The following is a 26,163-nucleotide window of genomic DNA, read 5'->3' as shown; positions in this document are numbered from 1 at the left end:
GCAGGGATCTCGTTGTGTGAACCCTTTAGCGTAGACCCTGCTACGCGATCATCCCAAGGCCAGACCGTGCCCCATTGCTCAGAACCAGCGGTCGTTACGTTTGCGGCCACGGGTCAGCGCCGGCAGGATCAGCCCGGCCAGCAGGCCGGCCCCGGCGATGCTGCCACCGTAGACCATGTAGCGCATCATCACCTGCTTGTTCTCGTCACCCAGGCGTGCCTGGGTGTCGCGCAGGGTCGACTGGCTCTGCTCGAGCTGTTCGTTGAGTGCCTTGTTGCGGCTTTCCAGCTCGTCGATCAGCGCCTTGCGCGAGTCGAGGGTCTCCTGCATGCCCTGCACGCGGTTCTTCCAGCTGTCGTCGATGGTCTTGAGCTGGCCGGACAGTTCGGCCACCTGGGCGTCGAGCTGCGGCAGGCGCTCGCTTTGGCCGGGCACCGCCTGCAAGTCGCTGGTGAGGATCCACACCAGGTCGCCGCTCTGCCCGCGTACCTGGCTGTAGTTGCCCTGGCTGGTGACCAGGGTGACCTTCTGCCCCGACTTGAGCGTGCCGACGATGCGGTGGCCGTCGGTGGGGCCGCTGCGGACATAGGTGCTCAGGCTGTCGCTGACCCAGCGCGCATCGCTGGCCGGCTCTTCGGCGTGGGCTGGGGCGGCAAGGGCGATCAGGGCGGCGATCAGGCCGCCGCGCAGGACGGTGAGGGCAGGAGGAACGGGCTGGATGTCTGGCATGCTGGTCTTCGCTGAAACAGGACGAATGAAGGCCCGATGACTGGGCCGGCGATCCGGTCGGGTGGATTGACCGTCAGCGAAAGACCGTTTTTTTGTAGGCAGGTTCACTGCCTGGCTTGGGAAATGTCTGCAGGATGTTGCGGGAAGTGGTGTGTAACTTGCCCCTGTGAGCGCCGGCCTGCCAGCAAAGGGGCCGCAAGGCGGCCCCCCGAGGTCTCAGGCTACCACCTCATAGCACGGCACATACGCCGCCCCGCCGGGCAGCTTCATGCGGTGTTGGTCGACGAACGCCTGCAGCAGGCGCCCGAGCGGATCAAGGATCGCCGCGTCGCCACGGATCTGGTACGGCCCGTGCTCCTCGATCAGGCGAATGCCCTTGTCCTTGACGTTGCCGGCGACGATCCCGGAGAACGCCCGGCGCAGGTTGGCCGCCAGTTCGTGGGGCGGCAGGTTGCGGCGCAGGGCCAGGTTGGCCATGTTCTCGTGGGTCGGGTCGAACGGGTGCTGGAAGCCTTCGTCGATTTTCAGCAGCCAGTTGAAGTGGAAGGCGTCGTTACGCTCGCGGCGGAACTGCTTGACCGCCTTGAGCCCCTCGACCATCTGCCGGGCGACTTCGGCCGGATCATCGATGATGATCTGGTAATGACGCTGGGCGGCCTCGCCGAGGGTGGCCCCGACGAAGGCGTGCAGTTGCAGCAGGAAGGCTTCTGCGCTGCGCGGCCCGGTGAGCACGACCGGGAACGGCAGGTCCTGGTTGTCCGGGTGCATGAGGATGCCGAGCAGGTACAGGAACTCCTCGGCGGTGCCGGCGCCGCCGGGGAAGATGATGATGCCGTGGCCAACGCGGACGAAGGCTTCCAGGCGCTTCTCGATATCCGGCAGGATCACCAGTTCGTTGACGATCGGGTTGGGCGCCTCGGCGGCGATGATGCCCGGCTCGGTCAGGCCCAGGTAGCGGCTGCCGTGCATGCGCTGCTTGGCGTGGGCGATGGTGGCGCCCTTCATCGGGCCTTTCATCACGCCCGGGCCGCAGCCGGTGCAGACATCCAGCTTGCGCAGGCCCAGCTCGTGGCCGACCTTCTTGGTGTACTGGTATTCCTCGCTGCTGATCGAGTGACCGCCCCAGCACACCACCATCTTCGGCTCGACGCCCGGGCGCAGGGTGCGGGCGTTGCGCAGCAGGTGGAAGACGTAGTCGGTGAGGCCCTGGGAGCTCTCGAGGTCGATGCGCTGGCTGGCCAGCTCGCTCTCGGTGTAGACGATGTCGCGCAGGGCGCTGAACAGCATCTCGCGGGTGCTGGCGATCATTTCGCCGTCGACGAAGGCGTCGGCCGGGGCGTTGAGCAGTTCCAGGCGCACGCCGCGGTCCTGCTGGTGGATGCGTACCTCGAAATCTTTGTAGGCCTCGAGGATGGTCTTGGCGTTGTCGACATGGGCGCCGGTGTTGAGGATGGCCAGGGCGCACTGGCGGAACAGGGTGTAGAGGCTGCCGGTACCGACTTCGCTCAGTTGCTGGACTTCACGTTGCGACAGCGTCTCCAGGCTGCCCTTGGGGCTGACGGAGGCGTTGATGACATTGCGTTGGGGCATCTGGTCTTTCCTGTGCGGGTAAAACATCCTTCTTGGACAACACCATACAAGCAAATGTGCGTGGCAACGAGGGCCTTGGTGAAAAACCTTGGACGCAGTGCCTACCCCGTGGGAGCCGACTTGCCGGCCAAAGGGCTGCGTAGCAGCCCCGGGGTTATTGGACGTTGAACACATGCCGCAGGTACGCCACGAAATTCTCGTCCCGGCACTGGGTCTTGCCCGGACTGTCGGAGATCTTCGCCACTGGCGCGCCGTTGCAGGCGGTCATCTTGATCACCATGTTCATCGGCCTGACCCCGGGGATGTCGCAGGTCAGGTTGGTACCGATACCGAAGCTGACGTTGATCCGCCCGTGCAGGGCGCGATAGAGCGTCAGCATCTTCTCGAAGTCCAGGCCGTCGGAGAAGATCAGCGTCTTGCCACGTGGATCGATGCCCAGCCGCTGGTAGTGGGCGATGGCTTTCTCGGCCCAGGCCAGCGGCTCGCCCGAGTCATGCCGTAGGCCGTCGAAGAGCTTGGCGAAGTACAGGTCGAAGTCCTTCATGAATGCATCCATGCCGATGCAGTCGGTCAGGGCGATGCCCAGCTGGCCACGGTACTCACGTACCCAGCATTCCAGCGCGGCGGCCTGGCTGTCGACCAGGCGCGGGCCGAGCTGCTGGTGGGCCATGAACCATTCGTGGGCCATGGTGCCGATGGGCTTGATCTGGTATTCGCGGGCCAGGTGCACGTTGCTGGTGCCGACGAAACGCCCGGGGAAGTCGCGTTTGAGGATATGCACCACCTCTTCCTGTACCCGATAGGAGAATCGCCGGCGGGTACCGAAGTCGGCCAGTTGCAGACCGGCCAGTTCGTCGTCGCTGGCTTCTGCCCTGAGCCAGTCGAGCTTCTGGTACAGGCGCTCGCCGACCTGTTCGATCAGCACCTCGCGATAGCGGTAGCGGTTGCGTACCTCGCTGATGATCGCCAGCAGCGGGATCTCGAACAGGATCACGTGCAGCCACGGGCCGCGCACGCGGATCGCCAGTTGCCCGGCATCGTCCAGGCCGACCTGCACATAGCGCAGGTTGAAGCGGAACAGGCTGAGGAAGCGGATGAAGTCCGGCTTAATGAACGGGATCTTTTCCAGGTAGGCCAATTGGTCGTGGGTGACCGAGACATCGGCCAACTGCTCGACCTGGTAGCGGATCTCGGCGAGGTAGGGCGCCAAATCCTCGTCATTGCGGCAGCGGAACTCCCATTCCACTTCGGCGTTGGGGTAGTTGTGCAGCACCGCCTGCATCATGGTGATCTTGTAGAAGTCGGTGTCCAGCAGGTTCTGGATGATCCGTGGGCCGAAGACGCTGTCGCTCATGGGTGGTCCTCCTTGAGTAAGTCGAGCCGGGTATCGAGGGCCTGTTCGTCGGCACACAGATGGATGCCGGTGCTGGCCATTTCATCGCAGGCCGCCTGTGCGCCCTCGGTGCTCAGGGCGCGGCAGGCCGGCAGGTACAGCAGCACCTCGAAGCCGGCGCGGCGCAGCTGCAGGGCGGTGGTGCGCACGCAGTAGTCCAGTGCCAGGCCACCGACGATGATCGCCTGCACCTGTTGCACCTTGAGGAACTCGATGACGCCGGTAGAGCGGCGCTCGGCCAGGTCGTGGTAGCACGCCCCATAGGGGTGCAGGTCAGGCTCGACGCCTTTCCAGACAAAGTAGTCGTAGTCGATGGGAGCGGGCAGGCCGGGCAGCAGCTCGAAGCCCGGCGTACCGGGTACGCAGTGGCTGACCCAGGTCAGGTCGGCATTGGCCAGGGGCAATGCCTGCAGCATCTGGCCCGGCTCGGCGACCACCCAGGCGGCGTTGGCCGGGTGCGCGTCCTTGCTGCCCAGGCGCAGCGAGGCGCGTTGGGCCATGGCGTTGAGCGCAGGGGCGATCAGGTGGCCGCCGGGCACCGGCAGCTCCTGGGGGGCGTTGGCGGTGAAGCCGTTCTGCGCGTCGACATCGAAACTGGCGATTTTCATTGGAGGAAACTCCTCGGCTGGAATGGCTATATATTCCACCTGGTGAATTAAGTGTGTCAAGGTCATTTTATCCAGGGGTTCAGGGTTGCTCTATTTAATCGCTCTGATGGAATATAGGCGTATGTTGATTAAGGATCCGTTCCGTGAGCACAGCTGAAGTCCTGGCCAGTGTCGATATCGTCACCCTGCGCCTGTCACCCCACAGCCAGCGCCTGGAGGTGTTGCTGTCCCCGCGCGAACGCGAGCCCTACAAGGGGCAGTGGGCCTTGCCGGGTGTCATCGTCAATGGCAGTTCCGCGGACAACAACCTGGATGCCGCCGCCTGCCGGGCGCTCTCGGAAAAGGCCAAGGTGCGCCCGCGCCACCTGGAGCAGGTCGGCACCGAGGGCAATGCTTCCCGCGACCCTCGGGGCTGGACCTTGAGCACTTACTACCTGGCGTTGCTCGATCCTGCGGTTGTGGTCGAGGACCCGCAGATTGCCTTTGTCGATCTGCAACGCGTCCTGGACAACGAACCGCCGTTGCCGTTCGATCATCGCCTGCTGGTCGAGCGTGCCCATGAACGGCTGGTGGCCAAGGCCGTGTACACCAACCTGCCGTTGTACCTGGCACCCGAGCGGTTCACCGTGCTGGATGCGCTGGCCGCCGCGCAGGCGTGCCTGGGGCAGCCGGTCAACAACACCTCGATGCGCAAACGTCTGGAGCGCATGAAGCGCGAAGGCTGGGTGCAGGACACCGGAGAAAAGAACCAGCCCAGGCTGGGGCGTCCACAGCAACTGTACCGGCATACCCCGCAGGGGAGCGGGGCGTTCATGTTCGACCGGAGTCTGCTGGCGGGAGGATAGTCAGGACCGATCGCGGCCTCTTCCTGCAGTTGTCGAGTAGCGACTATCCTTGCCCCCATGACCAACCTGCCTCCTTTACGCCATCCTTGTCCACCGGGCGCCTGCGACTGCGGCCGCGAACGCCTGGCCGACGGCCCCGAGCGACGCATCCTGCTGCTCACCCGCGAGGAGGAGAAGCGCCTGGTCGAACGCCTGGAAAACCTCAAGGATCTGGAGGACCTGCAGCGCCTGCAGTCACGCCTCTACGAACAGCTGGGCATCCGCGTGCATATCGCACCAGGCTTCAACGAAGTGCGCACCATGCGCGGCATCGTCATCGAGCTTGCGGCGCAGCCGGGCCTGTGCCGCAAGACCCGCCAGTCGATCCCCGCCGCTATCCGCCGGGGACTGGAGCGCAATCCGCAGGTGGCCTTCCGCCTGCTCGACGCCCATGACCTGCTGCGTGACGCCTGAACTTCAACGCATTGCCGCCAGCTTGATGCCGAAGCCTACCAGGCAGGCGCCGGCCAGGCGTTCGAGCAGGTTAGTGATGCGCGGGCTGGCGCGCATGCGCTCGGCCAAGCGGTGGGTGAGCAGCACCGCCACCAGGCCGTAGAGCAGGGTCAGGCCAGCCACGGTCAGCGCCATGAAAGCGAAGGTCACCACGCCCTGGTGGCGCACCGGGTCGATGAACAGCGGGAAGAACGCCATGTAGAACATGATCGCCTTGGGGTTGAGCAGGGTGATCATCATGGTCTGGCGCAGGTAGCGGCCGCTGGCCATGCCGCTGTCGCGCGGCGCGCCGCCGGGCTTGCTCAGCACCATGCGCAGGCCGAGCCAGGCCAGGTAGGCGGCGCCGGCCCACTGCACCACATGGAAGGCGGCCGGATAGGCGGCCAGCAGGGTGGCGACGCCCGCCACCGCCAGCCACATCAGCACCTGGTCGCCGAGGATCACTCCGAAAGTAGCGGCCAGGCCGCCCTTGATGCCGCCCTTGCCGGTGGCGGTGATCAGGGCGAAGTTGCCGGGCCCGGGGATCGCCAGGAGGATAAGGAACGCGATCACGAAAGCGCCGTAGTCGGTCACGCCGAGCATGGGTAGTCTCCTGGGGAGGGCGGGCTGATCAGGATATATGCCATTATTCGCAACACTTGCAAAGCCACGACGGCACAGGGAGGTGGAGATGGCGTTCAATGCGCATGAGCGGGCAGTGTTGCTGGCGGTCAAGGGCGTGGGGCCGACCGTGGTGCAGCGGCTCGAGCAGTTGGGGTATGACTCGCTGGCGCGACTGGCCGGGGCCGACGCCCTGCAGATCGTCAGCGAGGCGGCCGGTCTGGTGGGCAGCAGTTGCTGGAAGAACAGCCCCCAGGCGCGAGGGGCAATACAGGCGGCGATTGCCCGGGCCAGGGAGCATGTCCTGCAGGGCACCTGTCCCGCCAATGGCACATAAAAAAGCCCCGAAGACCAAGGCCTTCGGGGCAAACGGTTGGGGGAGGAACCAACCAAAGGAGTCTTCACATCAGGGGGCGGTCAGCGCGAGCTGGCCACCACGTCGGGTTGCCAGCCGCCGCCCAGCGCCTTGTAGATCGCGACGATGCCGCTGTACAGCTCGACCTCGCCCTGGGCCTGGGCGTCTTCGGCGCTCAGGCGCTCGCGTTCGGCGTCGAGCAGCACCAGGTAGTCCACCGTGCCTTCGCGATAGCGCACCGAAGCCAGTTCCGCCGCCTTGCGGCTGGCGTCGCTCTGGCGCATCAGCGCCAGCAGGCGCTGTTGGCGCTTGCCATAGTCGCTGAAGGCGTTGGAGGATTCCTCCAGGGCCAGCAGCACCTGCTGTTCGTAGTTGGCCAGGGCGCCCTCGGCATCGGCCTTGGCCCCGCGCAGGCGGGCGCGCACGCTGCCCAGGTCGAAGGCCGCCCAGGTGATGCTCGGGCCCAGCGCCCAGGCGTTGGCCGCTGAGGAGCCGATCTGCGAGCCGCGCGCGGCGGTGAAACCGAGGAAGCCGCTGAGGCTGACCCGCGGGAACAGGTCGGCGGTGGCCACGCCGACGTTGGCCGTGGCCGCAGCCAGCTGGCGTTCGGCGCTGCGGATGTCCGGGCGGCGACGCAGCAGCTCGCCGGGGTCGCCCACCGGCAAGGCCTTGGCGATGGCCGGCAGGGACTTGGGCGCAAGATCGACGCTCAGGGCGTCCGGACGCTGGCCGAGCAGGGTGGCGATGCGGTTCTTCGCCCGCACCTGTGCGGCCTGCAGCTGCGGCACGGTGGCTTCGACACCCGCCAGGCGGGCGTCGGCGCGGACCACATCGAGTTCATTGCCGACCCCGGTGTCGCGCAGGGTCACGGTGATGTCCCGCGACTGCTGCTGGGTCTTGAGGTTGGCCACGGCGATCTGCTCGCGCAGCTGGGCGCCGCGCAACTGGCCGTAAGCGTCGACCAGCTCGGCGATCAGGCTGACCTGCAGTTGTTGCAGGTCGGCTTCGGCGGCGGCTTCCTGGGCTTCGCTGGCCTCGATCTGGCGCTGGATGCGGCCAAACAGGTCGAGCTCCCAGGCCATGTCCAGGCCCAGGTCATAACGCTCGCTGTTGACCCGGCGTTCAGTTTGGCCGGGCACCTGGCCCTTGCCCAGATCGCTGCTGGCGCGGCTGGTGACCACGGGGATCTGGTCATTGGACACGTCCTCGCGAATCGACCGCGCCGCTTTCAGGCGGGCAAAGGCCACGCGCAGGTCGCGGTTGCCGTCCAGCGACGCCTGCACCAGTTGGTTGAGCACCGGGTCGTCGAACTGCTTCCACCACACGCTTTCGAAGCGGCTGCGGTCGAAGGCCTTGGCCTCCAGACCGCTGTCCAGCTTGGCCGGCGCGGTGTCCGGCGTCTTGTAGTCCGGGCCCACGGCGCAGGCCGCCAGGGCCAGTGCCAGCAGGCTCGGGGTCAGGTGTTTGAGCAACTTCATGCGTGGGTCTCCAGCGCGACGGCGTGCTCGGCCTTGCGGGCCTGGCGACGCTCGACGAAACGGCGGATCAGGAAGAAGAACACTGGGGTCAGGAACAGGCCGAACACGGTCACCCCGATCATCCCCGAGAACACCGCCACACCCATGGCGTGACGCATTTCCGAGCCGGCGCCGGAGCTGAACACCAGCGGCACCACGCCCATGATGAAGGCGATCGAGGTCATCAGGATCGGCCGCAGGCGCAGACGGCAGGCTTCCAGTACCGCGGCCAGCGGGTCGAGGCCCTTGGCCTGTTCATCCTTGGCGAACTCGACGATCAGGATCGCGTTCTTGCACGCCAGGCCCACCAGCACGATCAAGCCGATCTGGGTGAAGATGTTGTTGTCGCCACCGGAGATGATCACCCCGGTAATGGCCGACAGCAGGGTCATCGGCACGATCAGGATCACCGCCAGCGGCAGGCTCCAGCTTTCGTACTGGGCGGCCAGCACCAGGAAGGCCAGCAGCACGCAGAGCGGGAACACGAACAGCGCGGTGTTGCCCGAGAGGATCTGCTGGTAGGTCAGGTCGGTCCATTCGAAGGTCATGCCGTTGGGCAGTTCTTCCTTGAGCAGCTTCTCGATCGCCGCCTCGGCCTGGCCGGAGCTGTAGCCGGGGGCCGCGGCACCGTTGATCTCGGCGGTGATGAAGCCGTTGTAGTGCATGACCCGGTCAGGCCCGGAGGTGTCGCTGACCTTGAGGAAGGTCGCCAGCGGGATCATCTCGCCCAGGTTGTTGCGCACCTTCAGCTGGCCGATCTGCTCGGCGTCGAGGCGGAACTGCTGCTCGGCCTGGACGTTGACCTGGTAGGTGCGGCCAAAGCGGTTGAAGTCGTTGGTGTACAGCGAGCCCAGGTAGACCTGCAGGGTGTCGAAGATGTCATTGATCGCCACGCCGTGGGTCTTGGCCTTTTCCCGGTCGATGGCGGCATCGACCTGCGGCACGTTGACCTGGTAGCTGGTGAACAGGCCCGCCAGTTCCGGCACGTTGTGGCTCTTGGCGATGATGTTCTGGGTCTCTTTGTACAGCGCTTCGTAGCCCAGGTTGCCGCGGTCCTCGATCTGCAGGCGGAAGCCGCCGATGGTGCCCAGGCCTTGAACCGGCGGAGGCGGGAAGATTGCGATGTAGGCGTCCTGGATATCGGCGAACTGGGCGTTCAGGGCTGCCGCGATGGCCGCCGCCGACTGACTCGGGTCCTTGCGCTCGTCGAACGGCTTGAGCGGGGTGAACACGATGCCGCTGTTCGGGCTGTTGGTGAAGCCGTTGATCGACAGGCCAGGGAAGGCCACCGAATCGGCCACGCCCGGTTGCTTGAGGGCGATCTCGCTCATCTTCTTGATCACAGCCTCGGTACGGTCGAGGCTGGCGGCGTCAGGCAACTGGGCGAAGGCCACCAGGTACTGCTTGTCCTGGGCCGGGACGAAGCCGGTCGGGGTGGACGAGAAGCCCAGGTAGGTCAGGCCCATGAGCCCGGCATAGACGAACAGGGCGATGCCGCTGGAGCGGATGACCCGGCGCACGCCGCCGACATAGCCATGGCTGGCGCGGTCGAAGAAGCGGTTGAACGGAGCGAACAGCCAGCTGCCCAGCAGCTTTTCCAGGAACCGCGAGAAACGGTCCTTGGGCGCATGGTGGTCCTTCAGCAGCACGGCGGCCAGGGCCGGCGACAGGGTCAGCGAGTTGAACGCCGAGATCACGGTGGAGATGGCGATGGTCAGGGCGAACTGCTTGTAGAACTGCCCGGTAAGCCCCGAGATGAACGCGGCGGGCACGAACACGGCGCACAGCACCAGGGCGGTGGCGATGATCGGGCCGGTCACTTCGCTCATGGCCTTCTGCGTGGCTTCCAGCGGTTTCAGGCCAAGCCCGATGTTTCGCTCGACGTTCTCCACCACGACGATGGCGTCGTCCACCACGATACCGATGGCCAGCACCAGGCCGAACAGCGATAGCGCGTTGAGCGAGAAGCCGAACAGGTGCATCACCGCGAAGGTGCCGATCAGCGAAACCGGCACGGCCATCAGCGGGATGATCGAGGCGCGCCAGGTTTGCAGGAACAGGATCACCACCAGCACGACCAGGATCAGCGCTTCGAACAGGGTGTGCACCACCGCTTCGATGGAGCCACGGACGAACACGGTCGGGTCATAGACGATGCTGTAGTCCATGCCTTCCGGGAAATCTTTCTTCAGCTCGGCCATTTTCGCCCGCACTTCGTCGGAGATCTCGATGGCGTTGGAGCCCGGGCGCTGGAAGATCGGGATGGCCACCGCCGGCTGGTTGTTCAGCAGCGAACGCAGGGCGTACTGGCTGGAGCCGAGCTCGACCCGAGCGATGTCCTTCAGGCGGGTGATCTCGCCGTTGGCGCCGGCACGGATGATGATGTTCTCGAACTCTTCCTCGTTGACCAGGCGGCCCTGGGTGTTAATCGACAGCTGGAAGCTGGTCGAACCCGGGGCGGGCGGGGCGCCCAGCTGGCCGGCGGCGACCTGGCGGTTCTGCTCGCGAATGGCGGCCACCACGTCGCTGGCGGTCAGGTTGCGCGAAGCGGTCTTGTTCGGGTCGAGCCACACCCGCAGCGAGTAGTCGCCCATGCCGAACAGCTGCACGTCACCGACGCCACCGAGGCGCGCCAGCTCATCCTTGATGTTGAGGATGGCGTAGTTGGACAGGTAGAGCATGTCGTAGCGGTTGTCCGGCGAGGTCAGGTGCACGACCATGGTCAGGTCGGGCGAGGCCTTGTCGACGGTGATGCCGATGCGCGTCACCTCTTCCGGCAGCTTGGGCTGGGTACGGGTCACGCGGTTCTGCACCTGCACCTGGGCGTTGTCCAGGTCGGTGCCCAGGGCGAAGGTGATGGTCAGGGTCAGCTTGCCGTCGGCGGTGGACTGCGAGGACATGTACAGCATGTTCTCGACACCGGTGATGGCCTGCTCCAAGGGCGCTGCGACGGTCTCGCCGATCACCTTGGGGTTGGCGCCGGGGAAGTTGGCGCGCACCACCACGGTGGGCGGCACCACTTCGGGGTATTCGCTGATCGGCAGCTGGAACAGCGAGATGGAACCTGCGATCAGCAGCACCAGCGACAGCACCGCGGCGAAGATCGGCCGGGTAATGAAGAATTTCGAAAAGTTCATCGGTGTTGTCCCTTAACCGCGCGGCGCTTGGGCGCTGGCGACTTTGACATTGGCGCCGGCAACCTTCGGCGCCGGGTTGCTGGCCTCCAGGGCCTGGCGTTGCTGGGCGAGGGCGGCAAGGGTCTGTTCGCTGGCCATCGGCGTTTCCTCCGGGGTGACCGGCGAGCCCGGGCGCACGCGCTGCAGGCCCTTGACCACGATGCGGTCGTCCTTGCCCAGGCCGCTGCGCACAATGCGCAGGCCTTCGAGCTTGGGCCCCAGTTCCACGGCGCGATAGGCGGCCTTGTTGTCCTTGTCCATGACCAGCACGAACTTCTTGCCAAGGTCGGTGCCGACCGCTTCGTCGTTGATCAGCACGGCGTCGTACTGGGCGCTGCCGACCAGCTTCAGGCGCGCGTACAGGCCGGGGGTGAACTGGCCGTCACGGTTGTCGAAAACGGCACGGCCACGAATGGTGCCGGTGCGCGGGTTGACCTGGTTGTCGACGAAGTTCATCTGGCCCAGGTGCGGATTGCCGGTCTCGTTGGTCAGGCCCAGGTACACCGGGGTGCTCTGGCCGCGCTGGCCGTCGCGGGCGAGCTGGCTGTACTTGAGGTACACGCGCTCGTCAGCGTCGAAATAGGCGTAGACCTTGTCGGTGGAGACCACGCTGGTCAGCGGGGTGACATCGGCAGTGACGATATTGCCGGCGGTGAACTGGGCACGGCTGACCCGGCCACTGATCGGCGCGGTGACACGGGTGAAGCTCAGGTTCAGGCGGGCCAGGTCGAGCTGGGCCTGGATCGCGTCGACTCCGGCACGGGCCTCGGCGGCGGCGCTGCTGCGCGACTCAGCCAGTTCGGCAGAGATGGCGTTGCTGTCGCGCAGGCGTTCGCCGCGGCGGGCTTCGTTGGCGCTGCGGATGGCGGTGGCCTTGGCTTGTTGCAGCTGGGCTTCGAGACGGCGGACTTCTGCCTGGAACGGGCGCGGGTCGATCTGGAACAGCAGGTCGCCTTTCTTCACCTGGGCGCCTTCGGTGAAGGCCACCTGGTCGATCTGGCCGGACACCCGTGGGCGCACTTCGACGGTTTCCGGCGCTTCCAGGCGGCCGGTGAACTCGTCCCATTCGTTGATCGGCTGTTCGATTACCTTGGCTACGCTGACCTTGGGCGCGGCGGGAGCCTGCACGGCGTCGGGGGTGCGACCGCAAGCGCTGAGCACCACCACTGCCAGGGCAGCGAGGGGAAAGCGCAAGGGTTTGAGTGAGTGATCCATGGAGAACTCCGCCAATGTATTAGTAGTGGGCGGAGTGTGAGTGTCTTGCGCGTGGCGCACGAATCAAACGGAGCGAAGGTCATTATCACGCGCAATGATATGTCGGGTGCCGTCATCGATCCGGACGCATGATTTCAAGGCAGCTCCCACAGAGGGATGGTGTAATTCGGCAGTCAGCGTGGCCCGCCGGATGCCTTTTCGCGCAACGCCTTGGCCACCTGCGCCTCGATCTCGTAGGCCGGCCCCTCCAGCGCCTGGTAATCCCGGGTATAGCGCCTGGCGAATTCCTCCACCCCCAGTTCCTGGTACTGCTGCACATGCTTGAGTTCATGGGCCCACAGCGCCACGTTGTCCTCGGCATCGGCGCTGCGGCGGAAGATGATGGTGTCGATCAGGGTCACCGCGTTGACGTCCGGGTTCTGCAGCAACGCATTGGCGGCGCTGATCTGCTGTTCATCGCCCACCCGGTACCGCGCCGCGTCGAGCACGGCGAAGTCGTACCAGGGTTCGAGCTGGGCGCGGATATGCAAGGGGATCGGCTGGCTGCCGCTGGCGGTCGCCTCGTCGCGGGCCTGGCGCAGGGCGAACACCAGGCTGCTGGTGGCCATGCGCTCGACATCCTGCAGCACCTGGCCACTCTGGTTGGGGTCGACGGGCGCGCAGAAACACACCACCAGGCACACTTGGTATTGCCCGGTCGGGCAACTTTCCTGGGCGAAGACGGGCAGGGTCAACATCAGTCCGAGCAGCGTACTAGCGAACTTCATCGAAGACCCGTCCGACCAACTGGAGGCTGGCGTCCAGCACCTGCGCCTGCACCGGCTCGCTGGCCAGCATGCGGCCCACCACCAGCGCGCCGACGCACTGGCTGAGCAGGGCCCAGGCCAGCTCGGAGTTGTCGAGGGTCTCGCTCCACGCCTGGTGCAGCTCCACCAACCAGTGCTCGGCCTGTTCGCGCACCGGTCGCTCGGCGCGGGCGATCTCCACCCCCAGCGGCGGCAGCGGACAGCCGCCCTCGGCATTGTGCAGGTGGGCCAGGCTCAGGTACTGCTCGAGCAGGCGCCTGAGCCGGGGGCGGTCGGCGCCGCGCTCGACCAGGCGCGCCAACGGGCTGTTGGCCAGCTCGCGGCGGACGATCTCGCTGAACAGGTCGTCCTTGGACGGGAAATGGTTGTAGAAGGCGCCGCCGGTCAGGCCGATGGCCTTCATCAATCCGGCCACGCCGGTGGCGGCGAACCCACCGCGTTTGGCCAGGGCGCCGCTGCTGGCCAGCAGCTTCTCGCGGGTTTGTTGCTTGTGGTCGGTGCTGTAGCGCATGCGCGGAACCTCTTGGCGCGGGCTTGACGTTCAGCTGATCGTAGCATAGCGTTCGTTTACTAAACGATCATTCATCAATGGGGGCGGTCCATGGCAGAACAACAAAAGGTCGTGCTGGTGATCGGCGCGGGCGACGCCACCGGTGGCGAAATCGCCAAGCGTTTCGCCCGTGAGGGGTATGTCGCCTGTGTCACCCGGCGTCAGGTGGACAAGCTGCAGCCGCTGGTCGATGAGATCCGCGCCGCAGGCGGTCAGGCTCATGGTTTCGGGTCGGATGCGCGCAAGGAAGAGGAGGTGGTAGAGCTGGTCGAGACCATCGAGCGCGATATCGGCCCGATCGAAGCATTTGTCTTCAACATCGGCGCCAATGTCCCGTGCGGCATCCTCGAGGAAACCCCGCGCAAGTACTTCAAAATCTGGGAAATGGCCTGCTTCGCTGGTTTTCTCACCGCCCAGGCAGTCGCCCGGCGCATGGTGACCCGCGAGCGCGGCACCCTCCTCTTTACCGGTGCCACCGCTGGTACCCGTGGCGCGGCCGGTTTTGCCGCCTTCGCCGGGGCCAAGCATGGTTTGCGCGCCCTGGCCCAGAGCATGGCGCGCGAGCTTGGGCCGCGAAACATCCATGTGGCTCATGTAGTGGTCGACGGGGCCATCGACACCGCGTTCATCCGCGACAGTTTCCCCGAACGCTATGCGCTCAAGGACCAGGACGGCATCCTGGACCCTGTACACATTGCCGACAGTTACTGGTTCCTGCACGCCCAGCCACGGGACGCCTGGACCTTCGAACTTGACCTGCGCCCGTGGATGGAGCGCTGGTAAGTCCCATCCTCATACAAGGAACGAATCATGAGCAAGACCGTCGAGTTCTTCCTGGACCTGGGCAGTCCGGCCACTTACCTGGCCTCGACCCAGCTACCCGCCCTGTGCGCGCGCCACGGGGCGCAGTTGGTGTACAAACCGATCCTGTTGGGCGGGGTGTTCCAGGCCACCGGCAACGCCTCGCCGGTCATGGTGCCAGCCAAGGGGCGCTACATGCGCATCGACCTCAAGCGTTATGCCGATCGCTATGGGGTGCCCCTGACCTTGCCGCCCGGGTTTCCGGTCAACACCCTGAACCTGATGCGCGGGCTGATTGGCGTCCAGTTGTTTACCCAAGCGCGGTTCGAGGCGCTGTTGAAGGTGCTGTTCGAAGGGCTGTTCGTGCACGGGCGCAATCTGGCAGACCCGGCGGTGCTGGGTGAAACATTGGCCGCGGGTGGCTTCGATGCCGGGATGTTGCATGAACTGGCCGCCCGGCCCGAGGTCAAGGACGCCTTGCGTAAAGCTACCGAGGAGGCGGTCGAGCGTGGCGTGTTCGGCGCGCCGACGTTCTTCGTCGATGGGCAGATGTTCTTCGGCCAGGACCGGCTGGATTTCGTCGAGCAGGCTTTGGTCAGGCGGGCATGAGGGACAACAAGGTTCTTGCAGACTGCGATTCCAAAAACCTTGGGTGCTATTGCTTCATGGCCTGTACGTCGTCAGGGTTGCAGCGCTCGATCGCGCAGGCGCTGAAACCCTTTTGCCGGATCAGAAGTTCGCCGGGGTATTGGCGCTGATGATCTCGGCCTCGTCGGGGCCGATGTTCTTGAAGCTGTGGGGCAGGGTGGTGGGGATGTAGTAGCCGTCGCCGGCGTTGAGCACGCTGACCTGGCCATCGACCCACAGCTCCATGGTGCCCCGGGTGACCAGGCCGCATTCCTCGCCTTCGGCGTGGACGATCGGCTCGCCGGAATCGGCACCCGGCGCGTACAGTTCGCGCAGCATGCGCATCTGCCGGCCTTCGACGCTGGCACCGACCAGCAGCATGCGCAGGCCGTTGCGGCCCAGGTCGGGCTGCTCTGCGCCACGGAACACGTAGCGCTCCTCGCGCACCGGCTCGTCGAAACTGAAGAATTCCGCCAGGGACATGGGGATCCCTTCGAGCAGTTTCTTGAGGGAACTGACCGAAGGGCTGACCCGGTTCTGCTCGATCTGCGAGATCGTCGAGTTGGTCAGGCCGCTGCGGCGGGCCAGTTCCCGTTGGGAGAGGTTGTTGCGTTCACGCACCAGTTTGAGTCGTGTCCCCGTGTCCATAGCCGCCTTGTTTGCAGAGGTGTCAAAAATAATGGGCGAGGCATTAAAACACACTCTGCAGGCTTGCGCGCTGTGCGTCTCAGTGACGCTGGTCGGTCGCCAACGGCCACAGCCCCACCAGCAACAGCAGGGCACCCACGGCGAGGAACGGCAGGCGCGGGTCGAGGGCATAGACCAGGGTGCCCGCCAGTGGCCCGATCACCGCGCCCATGCCCTGGGCGGCGCCGATCGAGCCCGCAGTGGCGCCTTGTTCGCCGGCCTGCATGGCGTTGGCCGCCAGGGCGGAAAATGCCGGGAATACAAAGCCCATGCCGAACGCGGCGACGAAGAACGCGCCCCACAGCCAGGGCGCTTGGGTGGCCAGCGCTGCGGCGGCAAAGCCCAGCCCGGAGATGCTGGCGCCGATACGGATCATTTTCGCTGGCGGCCACTCGAGCCTGCGCAGGAACACCTGTGCCAGCATCAGCGCCACGCCCACGCAGGTCAGGGCGATGCCCGCGGCCTGGGCGGCGTCGCCGGCCTCCAGGCGCAGGCGGTCGAGGGCGAAGAAACCGACGGCGATCTGCGACACGGTGATGCTCAGCATGGCGCTGAAGGCCACCAACAGCGGGCGGCGCAGGCGTGGGTCGGACAGGCGCACCGGATTGGGCGCATGGCTTTGCGCCAATGGCTGGGGCTTGAGCTTGAACAGCAGCACCACGAACGCCGTGGCCGGCAGCAGCGACATGGCATAGAACGGCAGGCTCAGGCTGTAGCGCGACAGCAGCGCGGCCAGTGCCGGCCCGACCACCAGGCCGACGGCATTGGCCGCCCCCAGCGAAGCCATGGCCCGGGCCCGACGCTGGGGTTCGACATGGTCGGCGATCAGGGCGTTGCCACCTACCGGCAGCGCGGCATAGAAGGCGCCGATCAAGCCGCGGGCCAGCATCAACCCGAAGAACGCCACGCTCGCGCCCGGCAGCCAGCGCAACGCGCCGTCGATGAACAGGCACAGCACCCAGTAGGCCAAGGTGAAACCGCCACTGCCCAGCAGCAGCACGCGGCGTCGGCCATAGCGGTCGGCCAGGCGCCCCCAGGGCCGGGCCAGCAGCACCCAGACCACGCCGGCCACGGTCACCGCCGCGCCGGCCTGCCAGGTGGCCATGCCCAGCAGTCGGGCGATGGGGCCGATCAGGGCGACGAAGGCCATCATCGCCATGGTGCAGGCCATGTTCACCAGCATCAGAGGACGCAGGTCCAAGGTGTTGGCGGGGGTCAATGCGGCAGGGTCCTTTGCAACGTTCATGGGGCAGTCCGGGGCAGTTCGACGAAATGAGCGCCAATGTTAGTAATAATTATTTACATGTGTCGACCCTGGCAATGCTCATTCACTGCGGCGCAACGGGCCTGGCCACATGCTACGCAAGACGCCGTCGCGGCGCACCAGGGCATGCACCAAGGCCGCGCCCAAGTGCAGCAGCACGGTGGCGAACAGCAGGTAGCCCGCCCAGCCGTGGGCCTGGCGCAGCACGGCGTACAGCTGCAGGTCGTGGGGCGCGATGGCGGGCAGTTGCAGGGGCCGTGGATAGCCGCCGGCCGAGAGCATGGCCCAGCCGAGCAGCGGCATGGCCAGCATCAGGCCGTACAGCAACAGGTGCGAGGCGCCGGCGACCAGCCGCTGCAGGCGGGGCAGGTCGCGGGGCAAGGCCGGGTGCGGCAGGCCCAGGCGCAGGGCGATGCGCAGGATCACCAGCACCAGCAGGGCCAGGCCGGTGGCCTTGTGCAGCTCGACCAGCAGCGGATGCCGTGGCGACAGGTCGCCGACCATGTTCACGCCGATGAACAGCATGGCCAGGATCAGCGCGGCCATCAGCCAGTGCAGCAGGCGGGCCAGGGGGTGGAAGGCGGTGGTGGTCATGGGCGGGCTCCTTCGCTCAGCGCTTCGTGGCTGCGGCGGTTGAACGACACCGAATAGGCGGCCGAGCGGGCGGCGAGGATCGGGTCGGCGGACGGTTCGATGCCGTGCGGCAGGATCAGCGGGTCGAAGTTCAGGTCGCGGCAGGCGCCTTGCTCGGGGCCGTCGACCCGTTCCAGCACCAGGGTGCCGGCGTCGATGCTGCGGCGTTCGGCGGGCCAGGGCCGGGCGGGGTCGTCCACCGGGTCGCCGGGCTCGGCCAGGGTCAGGCGCAGGGTCCAGCGCAACGGGCCTTGCGCCAGGCGCTGCTGCAGGTCGTGCTGGAGGAACTGCTTGTCATCGACCTGGGCGGGCAGGGCGGTGAACGCGGTCTGCGGCTCCAGGGCCCAGCGCACCGGCTGGGCGTTGCCGTGGGCATCGATCAGGCGAAAGGCGTTGATGCTGTTGTAGGCGGTGCTGGCGAAGCTGTCGCTGGGCTTGTAGCTGGCCGCCCACTGGCGAAACGCCGCGCTTTCCGGGTGGCTGGCGAAGAACGCCTGCAGTCTGGCCGGGTCCGGCTTGCCGGTGGCCGGGTCGGGGGCCCCGGCCAGTACCTGCTGGTAGAACGCCTCGGGCGTGCTCACCGCCAGCACCGGCGGGTTGTTCATGCCGGTGCGCCAGACCTGTCCGTCATCGCTGCTCAACTGGATGGCCAGGCTGCGTACGGGTATGGCGGTGTCCGGGGCGAACGGGTTGGCGCCGCCGATGGCGAATCGGCCAATCACTGGCACCTGGGCCTGGCTGAAGACGCGGGCGCTGGACAGCGCCGCGGCCTGGCCGCTGGCCTGGAAATAACCGCTGACGCACAGGCCCTTGGCATGGTTCTTCCGGTAACCGGGATAATGACCTGCCTGGGCCTCGAAGGTGTCGATGATGCGCTGCGGGGTCAGCCCTGGCGAGCCGATCCAGCCGGCGGCATAGGCGAAGCCCGCACCCAGGGCGGCGAGGGTGGCGCCGATGGCGGCCAGGCGCAGGGCCTTGGCGGGGCCGTGCAGGGGAGGGGTCATGGGGACGCTCCGGTCAGTTGGAATGAGCCGGTATGACGTAAGGGCGAACGATTTATTCCCGCCGAGGGAATAGATTTCGTGCTGGGCCGTCTGCCCATTACACTGACTGCCCATTGGGGCCTGGAACCCGACCATGCACGATCTGGACGACCAACAATGGCGCGAGCTGCTGCAACGCCTGCGCCGCTTCGCCCTGTGGCTGACCCGCGAGCCCGGCGGCGCCGACGATCTGGTCCAGGCCACGGTCGAGCGTGCCCTGAGCCGCCGTGGCCAGCAGCGCGATGCCGACAGCCTGCGCCCCTGGCTGTTCACCATCCTTTACCGGCTGTTTCTCGACGGCAAGCGCCGTGAGCGCCTGCATGCCCGTTGGCTTACCTGGTTCGGTCGGGGCCAGGCCGAGGAGCCGGCCGGTGGCGAGATCGAGAGCATTGTCCTGGCCCAAGCCGACTTGCGCGCCTTCGCCCGGCTGTCGGCGGAGCAGCGGGCCCTGTTGTTGCTGGTCAGCGTCGAGGGCCTGAGCTACAAGGAGGCGGCCGACACCCTCGGCATTCCCATCGGCACGGTGATGTCGCGCCTGTCGCGCGCCCGCGCCGCCTTGCGTGAACTGACCGAGGGCAACCCCACGCCCCCGGCCTTGCGGAGACTCAAATGACACGCCTGATCCCCACCGAGCACGAGTTGCACGCCTATGTCGACGAGCGCCTGGAGCCGGCGCGCCGGGTCGAGGTCGAGGCGTGGCTGGCGGCCAATCCACAGGAGGCGGCGCGAATCGAGGCCTGGCGCGGCGATGCCCGACGCCTGCGGGCGGCCCTGGCGGGCTTCGGCGAGCAGCCCAGCGACCCGGCGCTGGACCTGGCGCCCTTGCGTCGCCGCCTGCGCCAGCGCCGGCAATGGCGCCTGGCACAGGCGGCGGCGCTGTTGCTGGCGGTAAGCCTGGGCGGCCTGGGCGGCTGGCAGGCGCGTGAGGCGACGCTGTTCGCCGGCATGCTGCCCATGGCCGACGCGGTAGAGGCCCACCGGCTGTTCGCCGACACGGCCGCGCTGGATATCCAGGCCAGCGATCCGAAGCGGCTGCAGGAATGGCTGGGGCGTCATTTCAACCGTGTCGGCCAGCTGCCGGACCTGTCCGGTTATGGCCTGCAGCCGGTCGGCGCGCGCCTGCTGAGCAACGAGGCGGGGCCAGCGGCGCTGCTGGTGTTCCAGGACCGTCAGGGGCAGCGCATCAGCCTGTTCCTGCGTTCGCCCGGCGAGCATTTCGAGCGCATGCCCAGCGGCCAGCGCACCGACGGCCAGTTGCAGGCCCGCTACTGGTCCCATGGCGACTACAACTTTGCCCTGGTCAGCGCGGCGGATGACGCTCGCGGCGAGTCGTTGCGCCGGACGCTGGGTGTCAGCCTGTAGGCAGGTCGAGGCCGGCGCATCGACCTGCACGGTTTCAGACCGTGCGCAGGCGGGCCTTTTCCACTTGCTGCATTTCCACGCCGTCGAGCAATGCCTCGACCACCGCCTTGGCCGCATCCAGCCCGTGATCGTTGCCCAGCAGCAGGTCGTGGCAGGTGCCGGTCGCCAGTTCCATGGCCTTGAGGTTGGTGGCGAACGCGCCCTTGAGCAGGGTGGACAGGTGCACCAGTGCGTCTTCGAAGTCCACGCCTTCGCGCACGGCGAACAGGGAAGGGTGGCTGCATTCGCAGTTGCCGAAGCTGGAGTGCGCCGTGGTGGCGCGGAACGGAGGATCAGGTAAGCCTTTTGTCATTGTGTCGCTCCTTGATTCAATGGAGCCGCCACAGTTCGCTACCAAACGAATGGTGACGGCTGAACGCAGGTTGGTAGACCGGGAATCAAGGAAACCGGCGCGCACGGGGGCGCCCTGCGCACAGCCGCCATTGAACGAAACAGCGGACACAAAAAAGCGCCGACTGAATCGTAGAGCGGGCGCTTGTGCGCCTTGATTGATCGCGGGCTACCAAACCCGGCTGCTGGACTTACAGCAACGCGCAAAGGTTACCGGGCTCGGATAACCGTTTCAAGGCACGTTCATGTATGGATACACTTCGCGTACTTCTACCCACACAAGGATGTGCATGATGCCCGAACCCTCCAACCTGCTGGCCTTCGCCCTGATCAGCCTGGGCATGGTGCTGACCCCGGGCCCCAACATGATCTACCTGATTTCCCGCTCCATCTGCCAGGGGCGTGGTGCCGGGTTGATCTCGCTGGCGGGGGTGGCCCTGGGTTTCGTCTTCTACATGCTCTGCGCCGCGCTGGGCATCACCGCCCTGGTCATGGCCGTGCCGTTCGCCTACGACGCACTGCGCATCGGCGGTGCGCTGTACCTGCTGTACCTGGCCTGGCAGGCGCTGCGCCCGGGTGGACGCTCGCCGTTCCAAGTCCGCGACCTGCCGGCGGACAGCCCGCGCCGGCTGTTCATGATGGGCTTTCTGACCAACCTGCTGAACCCCAAGATCGCGGTCATGTACCTGTCGCTGATGCCGCAGTTCATCGAGCCCGGCCACGGCAGCGTGCTGGCGCAGTCGCTGGTGCTGGGCGGCACGCAGATCGCCATCAGTGTCACGGTCAACGCGCTGATTGCGTTGATGGCCGGCTCCATTGCCGTGTTCCTGGCCGGCAGGCCGGTGTGGCAGCAGGTCCAGCGCTGGCTGATGGGCACGGTGCTGGCGGCGCTGGCGCTGCGCATGCTGGCCGAAGGGCGCCGCTGATCGTCGGCGTCAATCTGATGGAACGTTTTGCCAGCGGGCGATTTCTTACCCTCATAGGAAAGAAAACGTGCCCAGGACTGCCGAAACATGAAAGTGCGCCAGCAGAGCAAGACCGTCAACCTGCAAGCACTGCCGAGCTTTCTGGACGGCGGTGGCGAAGTCAGCTGCCTGTTGCAGGCGATGGACTGGCGGCAATCCCCGCTCGGGGCGCCGGACGGCTGGTCGCCGGTGCTGCAGTCGGTGGTGGCCATGCTGCTGCCGGCGCAGGCGCAGATTGTGTTGTTCTGGGGGCCGCAGTACATCGCGCTGTACAACGATGCCTACGGGCCAACCATCGGCAGCAAGCATCCCGGGGCGCTGGGCCGGCCTGGGCAGGAGCATTGGAGCGAACTGTGGGACGATCTCGAGCCGCTGTTGCGCGGGGTGCGTGAAACCGGCATAACCTTTTCGGCGCGGGACCGGCCGTTCTATATCGAACGGCATGGGTTGGGTGAAACCGCCTTTTTCGACGTCTCCTACTCCGCTGTGCGCGAGGCTGACGGTGGGGTGGGTGGTGTATTGTGCATCGTCACCGACACCACCGAGCGGGTACGTTTCCAGCAACGTCAAGCGTTTCTCCAGGAGCTGCGCCAGGCCTTGCCAGGCCTGGGCGAGGCCGAGCGCATCGAGGCCCACGCGGTGCGCCGCCTGGGTGAGGAGTTGGGCGCGGCGCGGGTCTGTTTCGGTGAGGACCTGGGCGATGGCCGGCGCTACCGGGTCGCCCAGGAGTGGGCCACCGAGGTGCCCTCGATGGTCGGCTTGAACCGGTATTCGGCCCTGGACCCGGTGTTGCACGAGGCGCTGCTGGCCGGTCAGGCGGTGCAGCGCAACTATGAGCCAAGCAAGAGCGCACCGGCACGGTTCAAGGGCTTGTGTGCGACATTGCACGTGCCGGTGCTGCGCGCCGAGCGCCTGGAGGCGGTGCTCGCGGTGCATTTCCATACCCCCCATGCCTGGGCCGAGAGCGAGTGCCTGCTGGTCCAGGAGGCCGCCCGCCAAGTCTGGTCGGCGGTCACCCATGCCCGCGCCGAGCGCGCCTTGCATGCACTCAACGAAAACCTGGAAGACCGGGTGGCCAAGATGCTTGCCCAGCGCGAAGCGTCGCTGTCGCTACTGCACGAAGCGCGCAAGATGGAGATGATTGGCCAGCTCTCCGGGGGCATCGCCCACGACCTCAACAACATGTTGACGCCGATCATCGCCTCCCTCGAACTGCTGCGCCGCCATCCTCAGTCGGAGCGCGCCGAGCGCCTGATCGATGGCGGCCTGCAGGCGGCCGAGCGGGCGCGCAACCTGGTCGGGCGCCTGCTCAGCTTTGCCCGGCGCCAGACCCTCAAGCCCACGACGGTATCGCTGGCGGCGCTGGTGGAGGAAATGCGAGAGCTGATCGTCCGCTCGTTGGGGCCTACCATTGCCATCGAGGTCAGTGTCGAGGCGGCGTTGCCAGGCGTGCTGGTGGATCCGCACCAGCTGGAGCTGGCGTTGCTGAACCTGGTGGTCAACGCCCGCGATGCCATGGGCGAGGGTGGCAAATTGACCATACGTGCCGGTCTCGACGGCGACGGTACGCCGAGGCCACCCGGCCTGCAGACAGGCCCGTTGGTGTGGCTGCAGGTTGCCGATAACGGCTGCGGCATGAGCGAGGACGTGCTGACGCATTGCATCGAGCCATTCTATTCGACCAAGGGCGTCGGCCGCGGCACCGGGCTGGGGCTGCCCATGGTGCAGGGCCTGGCGTTGCAGTCCGGTGGTGGCTTTGGCATTCGCTCGCGGGTAGGCGGGGGCACCGAAGCGACCCTGTGGCTGCCGGCCAGCGAGCAGGACGCGGTAGATGAAGTGGCCATGCCGGTCGAGGTTTCGCGGGCGCGACGCCCGACGCGCGTGCTGCTGGTGGATGACGAGCCGCTGGTGCGCCAGGCCACGCTCCTGCAACTGCGTGCCCTGGGGTACGAGGTGACCGAGGCCGAGGGCCCGGCCCAGGCCCTGGCGTTGCTGGACAAGGGGCTGTTGCCCGATGTGCTGCTGACCGACCATGTCATGGCCGAAACCACCGGCGTGCGTTTCGCCCAGCAGGTGCGCGAGCGGCTGGCGCAACTGCCGGTGTTGATCATCACCGGCTACGCCAACCTGACGCCACACGAGCTGCATGGCTTCGAGGTGCTGCGCAAGCCATTTCGCCAGGACGAGCTGGGACAGAGCCTGGCGCGACTGCTCAAGTCCTAGCCAACACATCCCCGAGCATCTGGCACACCTGTTCGGCCGAATAGGGCTTGGCCAGGAAGGCGAAACCCTGGTGGCCACCCTCGGCGATCGCCTCGCTGTAGCCGGAGGTGAGGATCACCGGTAGCTGCGGCTGGCTGTGACGCAGCTCCCTGGCCAGGGCAAGGCCGCCCATGCCCGGCATGACCACGTCGGAGAACACCGCATCGAATCCGCCCCGGGCGGCCGCGAGCTGGGCCAGCGCGTCCTCGGCCGAGGTCGCCCAACTGATCTGGTAGCCATGGTCGCGCAGGATCTGCGCGGTGAAACTGCCGACATCCGGGTTGTCCTCCACCACCAGGATGCGCTTGCGGTCGCCCTGTGGCGCCAGCTGCGCGGTCACGCCGGGCTCCTCGGCGTCAGGCTGGGACACCTGTGGCAGGTACAGGGTGAAGGTGGTGCCTTGTCCTTCGACGCTGACCACCCGCACATCGCCACCGGACTGCTTGACGAAGCCGAACACCTGCGACAGGCCCAGGCCGGTGCCCTGTCCGGAGGCCTTGGTGGTGAAGAACGGGTCGAAGATGCGCTCCAGCAGGTGCGGGGCGATGCCCACGCCGCCGTCGATCACCGAGATCGCCGCGAAGCGGTCGTCCTGTGCCGGCTGGCCGCGAATCTCAGGCAAATGCTGGTCGCCTTCAAGGCGCAGGCGCAAGGTGCCGACCCCGGCCATGGCGTCGCGGGCATTGATCATCAGGTTGATTACCGCGGTTTCCAGTTGGCCGAGATCGGCATGCACATGGCAGGGCGTGTCGGGCAACTCCAGGCTGACCTGGATACGTGCGCCAGTGGCGGTGTCGAGCATCTCGGCCATGGCCTTGAGCTGTGGGCCAGCATCGAACACCTGCGGGCTGAGGGCCTGGCGCCGGGCAAAGGCGAGCAGTTGCCCGGTGAGCTTGGCGCCGCGGTCGACGGTGTCGGACACGATCTTGAAATAGCGGCTGCGGCGCGTTTCGTCGAGATCCGGGCGCTGCAGGAAGTGGAGGGAAGAGCGAATGATGGTCAGCAGGTTATTGAAATCGTGGGCCACGCCTCCGGTCAGCTGGCCGATGGCCTCGAGCTTCTGGGCCTGGCGCAGCACGGCCTCGGTGTGCAGGAGCTGCTCGGTACGCTCCTCCACACGTTGTTCGAGGGTGGCGTTGAGCGCCTCCAGGGCCGTCAGCGCCTCGCGCACCTGTGCGTTGGCCTGGACTCGCTGGATATGTGCCCAGCAGCGTCCGGTCACCTCGTTGAGCAGGGTCTGTTCGTAGCGGGTCCAGGTCCTTGGCAGCTTGTCGTGGATGGCCATCAGTGCGGTCAGGCGGCCTTCCTTGATCAATGGCATGCAAAGTGTCGCGGTGATGCCGATGGCCTGGAACGTCGCCGATTCGCAGGCCGGCAACTGCGTGAGGTTGTCGTTGATCACCAGCCCCAGTCCGGCGCGCAGGCGGCTGACGGCCAGCTCGCCGAAGTCGCCCAGGCGATATCGGCCGAGCTGGCGTGGTGAGCCAGGCGCGACCCAGTCGCCGCAGATGGTGAAGCCGTCCTGGTCAGGGTCCATAACGGCGTAGGCGCAGCTTGAAAGGTGCAGGTGCTCGCCCAGCAGGCGCGTGGTGATAGCCATGATCCGCTCCGGATCTGTGGCATTGGCCGCCGCTCGGCTGAGGGTGTCAAGAAAGTTCAGGCGTTGGTTGGCGACCACGCTGGCGGTGGTCTCGGTGACCGTGTCGATCATGCCGACCACCTGGCCGTCATGGTCGCGAATGGGGCTGTAGCAGAACGTGAAGTAGGCGCGCTCCGGGCTGCCGTGGCGCTCGATCAGCAGGGGAAAGTCCTCTATGTACACGGCTTCGCCATCGAGGGCGCGTTGTGCCAGGTGGCGGATATCGCTCCAGGCTTCCTGCCAGACCGCGCTGAAGGGGCGGCCCAGGGCCGAGGGCTTGTTGCCGAGGATCTCGCTGAAAGCATCGTTGTGCAGGGTGATCAGCTCGTCGCCCCAGAGCACGGCCTGGGGAAAGCGCGAGGCCAGGCACAGGGCGACCGTGGTCTTGAGCACGTCAGGCCAGCTGGCCAGGGGGCCCAGGGGGGTAGACGACCAGTCGTGGTTGCGGATGCGCTCGGCCATGAGGCCGCCGCCGTCGAGCCATTTCGCCATGAGCGGTGCGGGTCCTTGTGCGTGAGAGCATCAGGGTGCACCGAGACGCGGCGCTTGGCGAGGGATTTTGTATGGGCCGTGCTGGCCCGCTTCCACTGATGCCGGCGTTCAATTGTGGGAGC

The 26,163-nt window shown here is 66.4% G+C and carries 25 protein-coding genes; 9 read left to right on the top strand and 16 right to left on the bottom strand.

Annotation, left to right across the window (positions count from 1 at the left end; genetic code table 11):
* Positions 1-78 precede the first annotated feature (78 nt).
* The 4 genes from CC207_RS11255 to CC207_RS11240 all read right to left on the bottom strand — a co-directional run bounded on the left by CC207_RS11255 (position 79) and on the right by CC207_RS11240 (position 4,320).
* Complete coding sequence (locus tag CC207_RS11255; protein WP_028689369.1) at positions 79-729, bottom strand: TIGR04211 family SH3 domain-containing protein; 651 nt, start codon at positions 727-729, stop codon at positions 79-81.
* Positions 730-945: 216 nt separating this feature from the next.
* Complete coding sequence (ppnN, locus tag CC207_RS11250) at positions 946-2,319, bottom strand: nucleotide 5'-monophosphate nucleosidase PpnN (RefSeq protein WP_088852102.1); 1,374 nt, start codon at positions 2,317-2,319, stop codon at positions 946-948.
* A 154-nt stretch (positions 2,320-2,473) separates the two neighbouring features.
* A complete protein-coding gene (pncB, locus tag CC207_RS11245; RefSeq protein ID WP_088852101.1) occupies positions 2,474-3,673 on the bottom strand; it encodes a nicotinate phosphoribosyltransferase in 1,200 nt (399 codons plus the stop codon).
* Positions 3,670-4,320, bottom strand: coding sequence for a nicotinamidase (locus tag CC207_RS11240; RefSeq protein WP_028689372.1), 651 nt, complete (start codon positions 4,318-4,320; stop codon positions 3,670-3,672). Before CC207_RS11240 ends, pncB begins: the two co-directional genes overlap by 4 nt.
* Before the next feature lie 143 nt (positions 4,321-4,463).
* On the opposite strand from CC207_RS11240, the gene CC207_RS11235 reads away from it, so the two are divergent.
* Together CC207_RS11235 and CC207_RS11230 are read left to right on the top strand one after the other, a co-directional pair.
* Positions 4,464-5,165 carry an NUDIX hydrolase gene (locus CC207_RS11235; RefSeq protein ID WP_088852100.1) on the top strand — a complete coding sequence of 234 codons (702 nt, stop codon included), beginning with the start codon at positions 4,464-4,466 and terminating at the stop codon, positions 5,163-5,165.
* 57 nt (positions 5,166-5,222) lie between these two features.
* Positions 5,223-5,618, top strand: coding sequence for a hypothetical protein (locus tag CC207_RS11230; RefSeq protein ID WP_028689374.1), 396 nt, complete (start codon positions 5,223-5,225; stop codon positions 5,616-5,618).
* 3 nt (positions 5,619-5,621) lie between these two features.
* Here CC207_RS11230 and CC207_RS11225 read toward each other — a convergent pair whose 3' ends face one another.
* On the bottom strand, positions 5,622-6,239 hold the full coding sequence (locus CC207_RS11225) for a LysE family transporter (RefSeq protein ID WP_028689375.1): 618 nt from the start codon (positions 6,237-6,239) through the stop codon (positions 5,622-5,624).
* An 88-nt stretch (positions 6,240-6,327) separates the two neighbouring features.
* On the opposite strand from CC207_RS11225, the gene CC207_RS11220 reads away from it, so the two are divergent.
* Positions 6,328-6,594: a Pathogenicity locus gene (locus tag CC207_RS11220; protein ID WP_088852099.1), complete on the top strand. Its 267-nt coding sequence runs from the start codon at positions 6,328-6,330 to the stop codon at positions 6,592-6,594.
* A gap of 80 nt (positions 6,595-6,674) precedes the next feature.
* Here the strand turns inward: CC207_RS11220 and CC207_RS11215 are convergent, their stop codons facing one another.
* The 5 genes from CC207_RS11215 to CC207_RS11195 all read right to left on the bottom strand — a co-directional run bounded on the left by CC207_RS11215 (position 6,675) and on the right by CC207_RS11195 (position 13,837).
* Positions 6,675-8,090, bottom strand: coding sequence for an efflux transporter outer membrane subunit (locus CC207_RS11215; RefSeq protein WP_028689377.1), 1,416 nt, complete (start codon positions 8,088-8,090; stop codon positions 6,675-6,677).
* Positions 8,087-11,266, bottom strand: a complete 3,180-nt coding sequence (locus tag CC207_RS11210; RefSeq protein WP_028689378.1) for an efflux RND transporter permease subunit — start codon at positions 11,264-11,266, stop codon at positions 8,087-8,089. The genes CC207_RS11215 and CC207_RS11210 overlap by 4 nt, the downstream gene beginning before the upstream one ends.
* A 12-nt stretch (positions 11,267-11,278) precedes the next feature.
* Positions 11,279-12,520 (bottom strand): multidrug efflux RND transporter periplasmic adaptor subunit MexE, encoded by a 1,242-nt coding sequence (mexE, locus tag CC207_RS11205; protein ID WP_028689379.1) that lies wholly within the window; start codon positions 12,518-12,520, stop codon positions 11,279-11,281.
* A gap of 173 nt (positions 12,521-12,693) precedes the next feature.
* Positions 12,694-13,287: a DUF4157 domain-containing protein gene (locus CC207_RS11200; RefSeq protein ID WP_028689380.1), complete on the bottom strand. Its 594-nt coding sequence runs from the start codon at positions 13,285-13,287 to the stop codon at positions 12,694-12,696.
* Positions 13,274-13,837 (bottom strand): TetR/AcrR family transcriptional regulator, encoded by a 564-nt coding sequence (locus tag CC207_RS11195; protein WP_028689381.1) that lies wholly within the window; start codon positions 13,835-13,837, stop codon positions 13,274-13,276. The genes CC207_RS11200 and CC207_RS11195 overlap by 14 nt, the downstream gene beginning before the upstream one ends.
* Before the next feature lie 90 nt (positions 13,838-13,927).
* Between CC207_RS11195 and CC207_RS11190 the strand changes: the two genes are divergently transcribed.
* Complete coding sequence (locus CC207_RS11190; protein WP_028689382.1) at positions 13,928-14,659, top strand: SDR family oxidoreductase; 732 nt, start codon at positions 13,928-13,930, stop codon at positions 14,657-14,659.
* Positions 14,660-14,686: 27 nt separating this feature from the next.
* Positions 14,687-15,286 carry a 2-hydroxychromene-2-carboxylate isomerase gene (locus CC207_RS11185; protein WP_088852098.1) on the top strand — a complete coding sequence of 200 codons (600 nt, stop codon included), beginning with the start codon at positions 14,687-14,689 and terminating at the stop codon, positions 15,284-15,286.
* Positions 15,287-15,406: 120 nt separating this feature from the next.
* On the opposite strand, the gene CC207_RS11180 is transcribed toward CC207_RS11185, so the two are convergent.
* From CC207_RS11180 to CC207_RS11165, 4 genes are all read right to left on the bottom strand, one after another.
* Positions 15,407-15,952: a cupin domain-containing protein gene (locus CC207_RS11180; protein ID WP_062364308.1), complete on the bottom strand. Its 546-nt coding sequence runs from the start codon at positions 15,950-15,952 to the stop codon at positions 15,407-15,409.
* A 79-nt stretch (positions 15,953-16,031) separates the two neighbouring features.
* A complete protein-coding gene (locus CC207_RS11175) occupies positions 16,032-17,237 on the bottom strand; it encodes an MFS transporter (protein WP_028689385.1) in 1,206 nt (401 codons plus the stop codon).
* Between the two features lie 78 nt (positions 17,238-17,315).
* Positions 17,316-17,849, bottom strand: a complete 534-nt coding sequence (locus tag CC207_RS11170) for a cytochrome b (protein ID WP_028689386.1) — start codon at positions 17,847-17,849, stop codon at positions 17,316-17,318.
* Positions 17,846-18,892 carry a catalase family peroxidase gene (locus CC207_RS11165; RefSeq protein ID WP_028689387.1) on the bottom strand — a complete coding sequence of 349 codons (1,047 nt, stop codon included), beginning with the start codon at positions 18,890-18,892 and terminating at the stop codon, positions 17,846-17,848. The genes CC207_RS11170 and CC207_RS11165 overlap by 4 nt, the downstream gene beginning before the upstream one ends.
* Positions 18,893-19,025: 133 nt before the next feature.
* On the opposite strand from CC207_RS11165, the gene CC207_RS11160 reads away from it, so the two are divergent.
* Positions 19,026-19,544, top strand: a complete 519-nt coding sequence (locus CC207_RS11160; RefSeq protein ID WP_028689388.1) for a sigma-70 family RNA polymerase sigma factor — start codon at positions 19,026-19,028, stop codon at positions 19,542-19,544.
* Positions 19,541-20,293, top strand: coding sequence for an anti-sigma factor (locus tag CC207_RS11155; protein WP_088852097.1), 753 nt, complete (start codon positions 19,541-19,543; stop codon positions 20,291-20,293). Before CC207_RS11160 ends, CC207_RS11155 begins: the two co-directional genes overlap by 4 nt.
* Positions 20,294-20,327: 34 nt before the next feature.
* On the opposite strand, the gene CC207_RS11150 is transcribed toward CC207_RS11155, so the two are convergent.
* Positions 20,328-20,561, bottom strand: a complete 234-nt coding sequence (locus CC207_RS11150; RefSeq protein ID WP_028689390.1) for a hypothetical protein — start codon at positions 20,559-20,561, stop codon at positions 20,328-20,330.
* A gap of 415 nt (positions 20,562-20,976) precedes the next feature.
* Here CC207_RS11150 and CC207_RS11145 point away from each other — a divergent pair, with 415 nt between their 5' ends.
* Both CC207_RS11145 and CC207_RS11140 read left to right on the top strand, forming a co-directional pair.
* Positions 20,977-21,609 (top strand): LysE family translocator, encoded by a 633-nt coding sequence (locus CC207_RS11145; protein ID WP_062364300.1) that lies wholly within the window; start codon positions 20,977-20,979, stop codon positions 21,607-21,609.
* Between the two features lie 87 nt (positions 21,610-21,696).
* Positions 21,697-23,871, top strand: a complete 2,175-nt coding sequence (locus CC207_RS11140; RefSeq protein ID WP_088852096.1) for an ATP-binding protein — start codon at positions 21,697-21,699, stop codon at positions 23,869-23,871.
* On the opposite strand, the gene CC207_RS11135 is transcribed toward CC207_RS11140, so the two are convergent.
* Complete coding sequence (locus CC207_RS11135; protein ID WP_028689393.1) at positions 23,861-26,041, bottom strand: ATP-binding protein; 2,181 nt, start codon at positions 26,039-26,041, stop codon at positions 23,861-23,863. The two genes, CC207_RS11140 and CC207_RS11135, sit on opposite strands and share 11 nt — an antisense overlap.
* Between the last annotated feature and the right edge of the window lie 122 nt (positions 26,042-26,163).

This window comes from Pseudomonas sp. DrBHI1, from assembly GCF_002205115.1.
GTDB lineage: Bacteria > Pseudomonadota > Gammaproteobacteria > Pseudomonadales > Pseudomonadaceae > Aquipseudomonas > Aquipseudomonas mosselii.
This window is presented reverse-complemented; position numbering and strand designations above follow the sequence as displayed.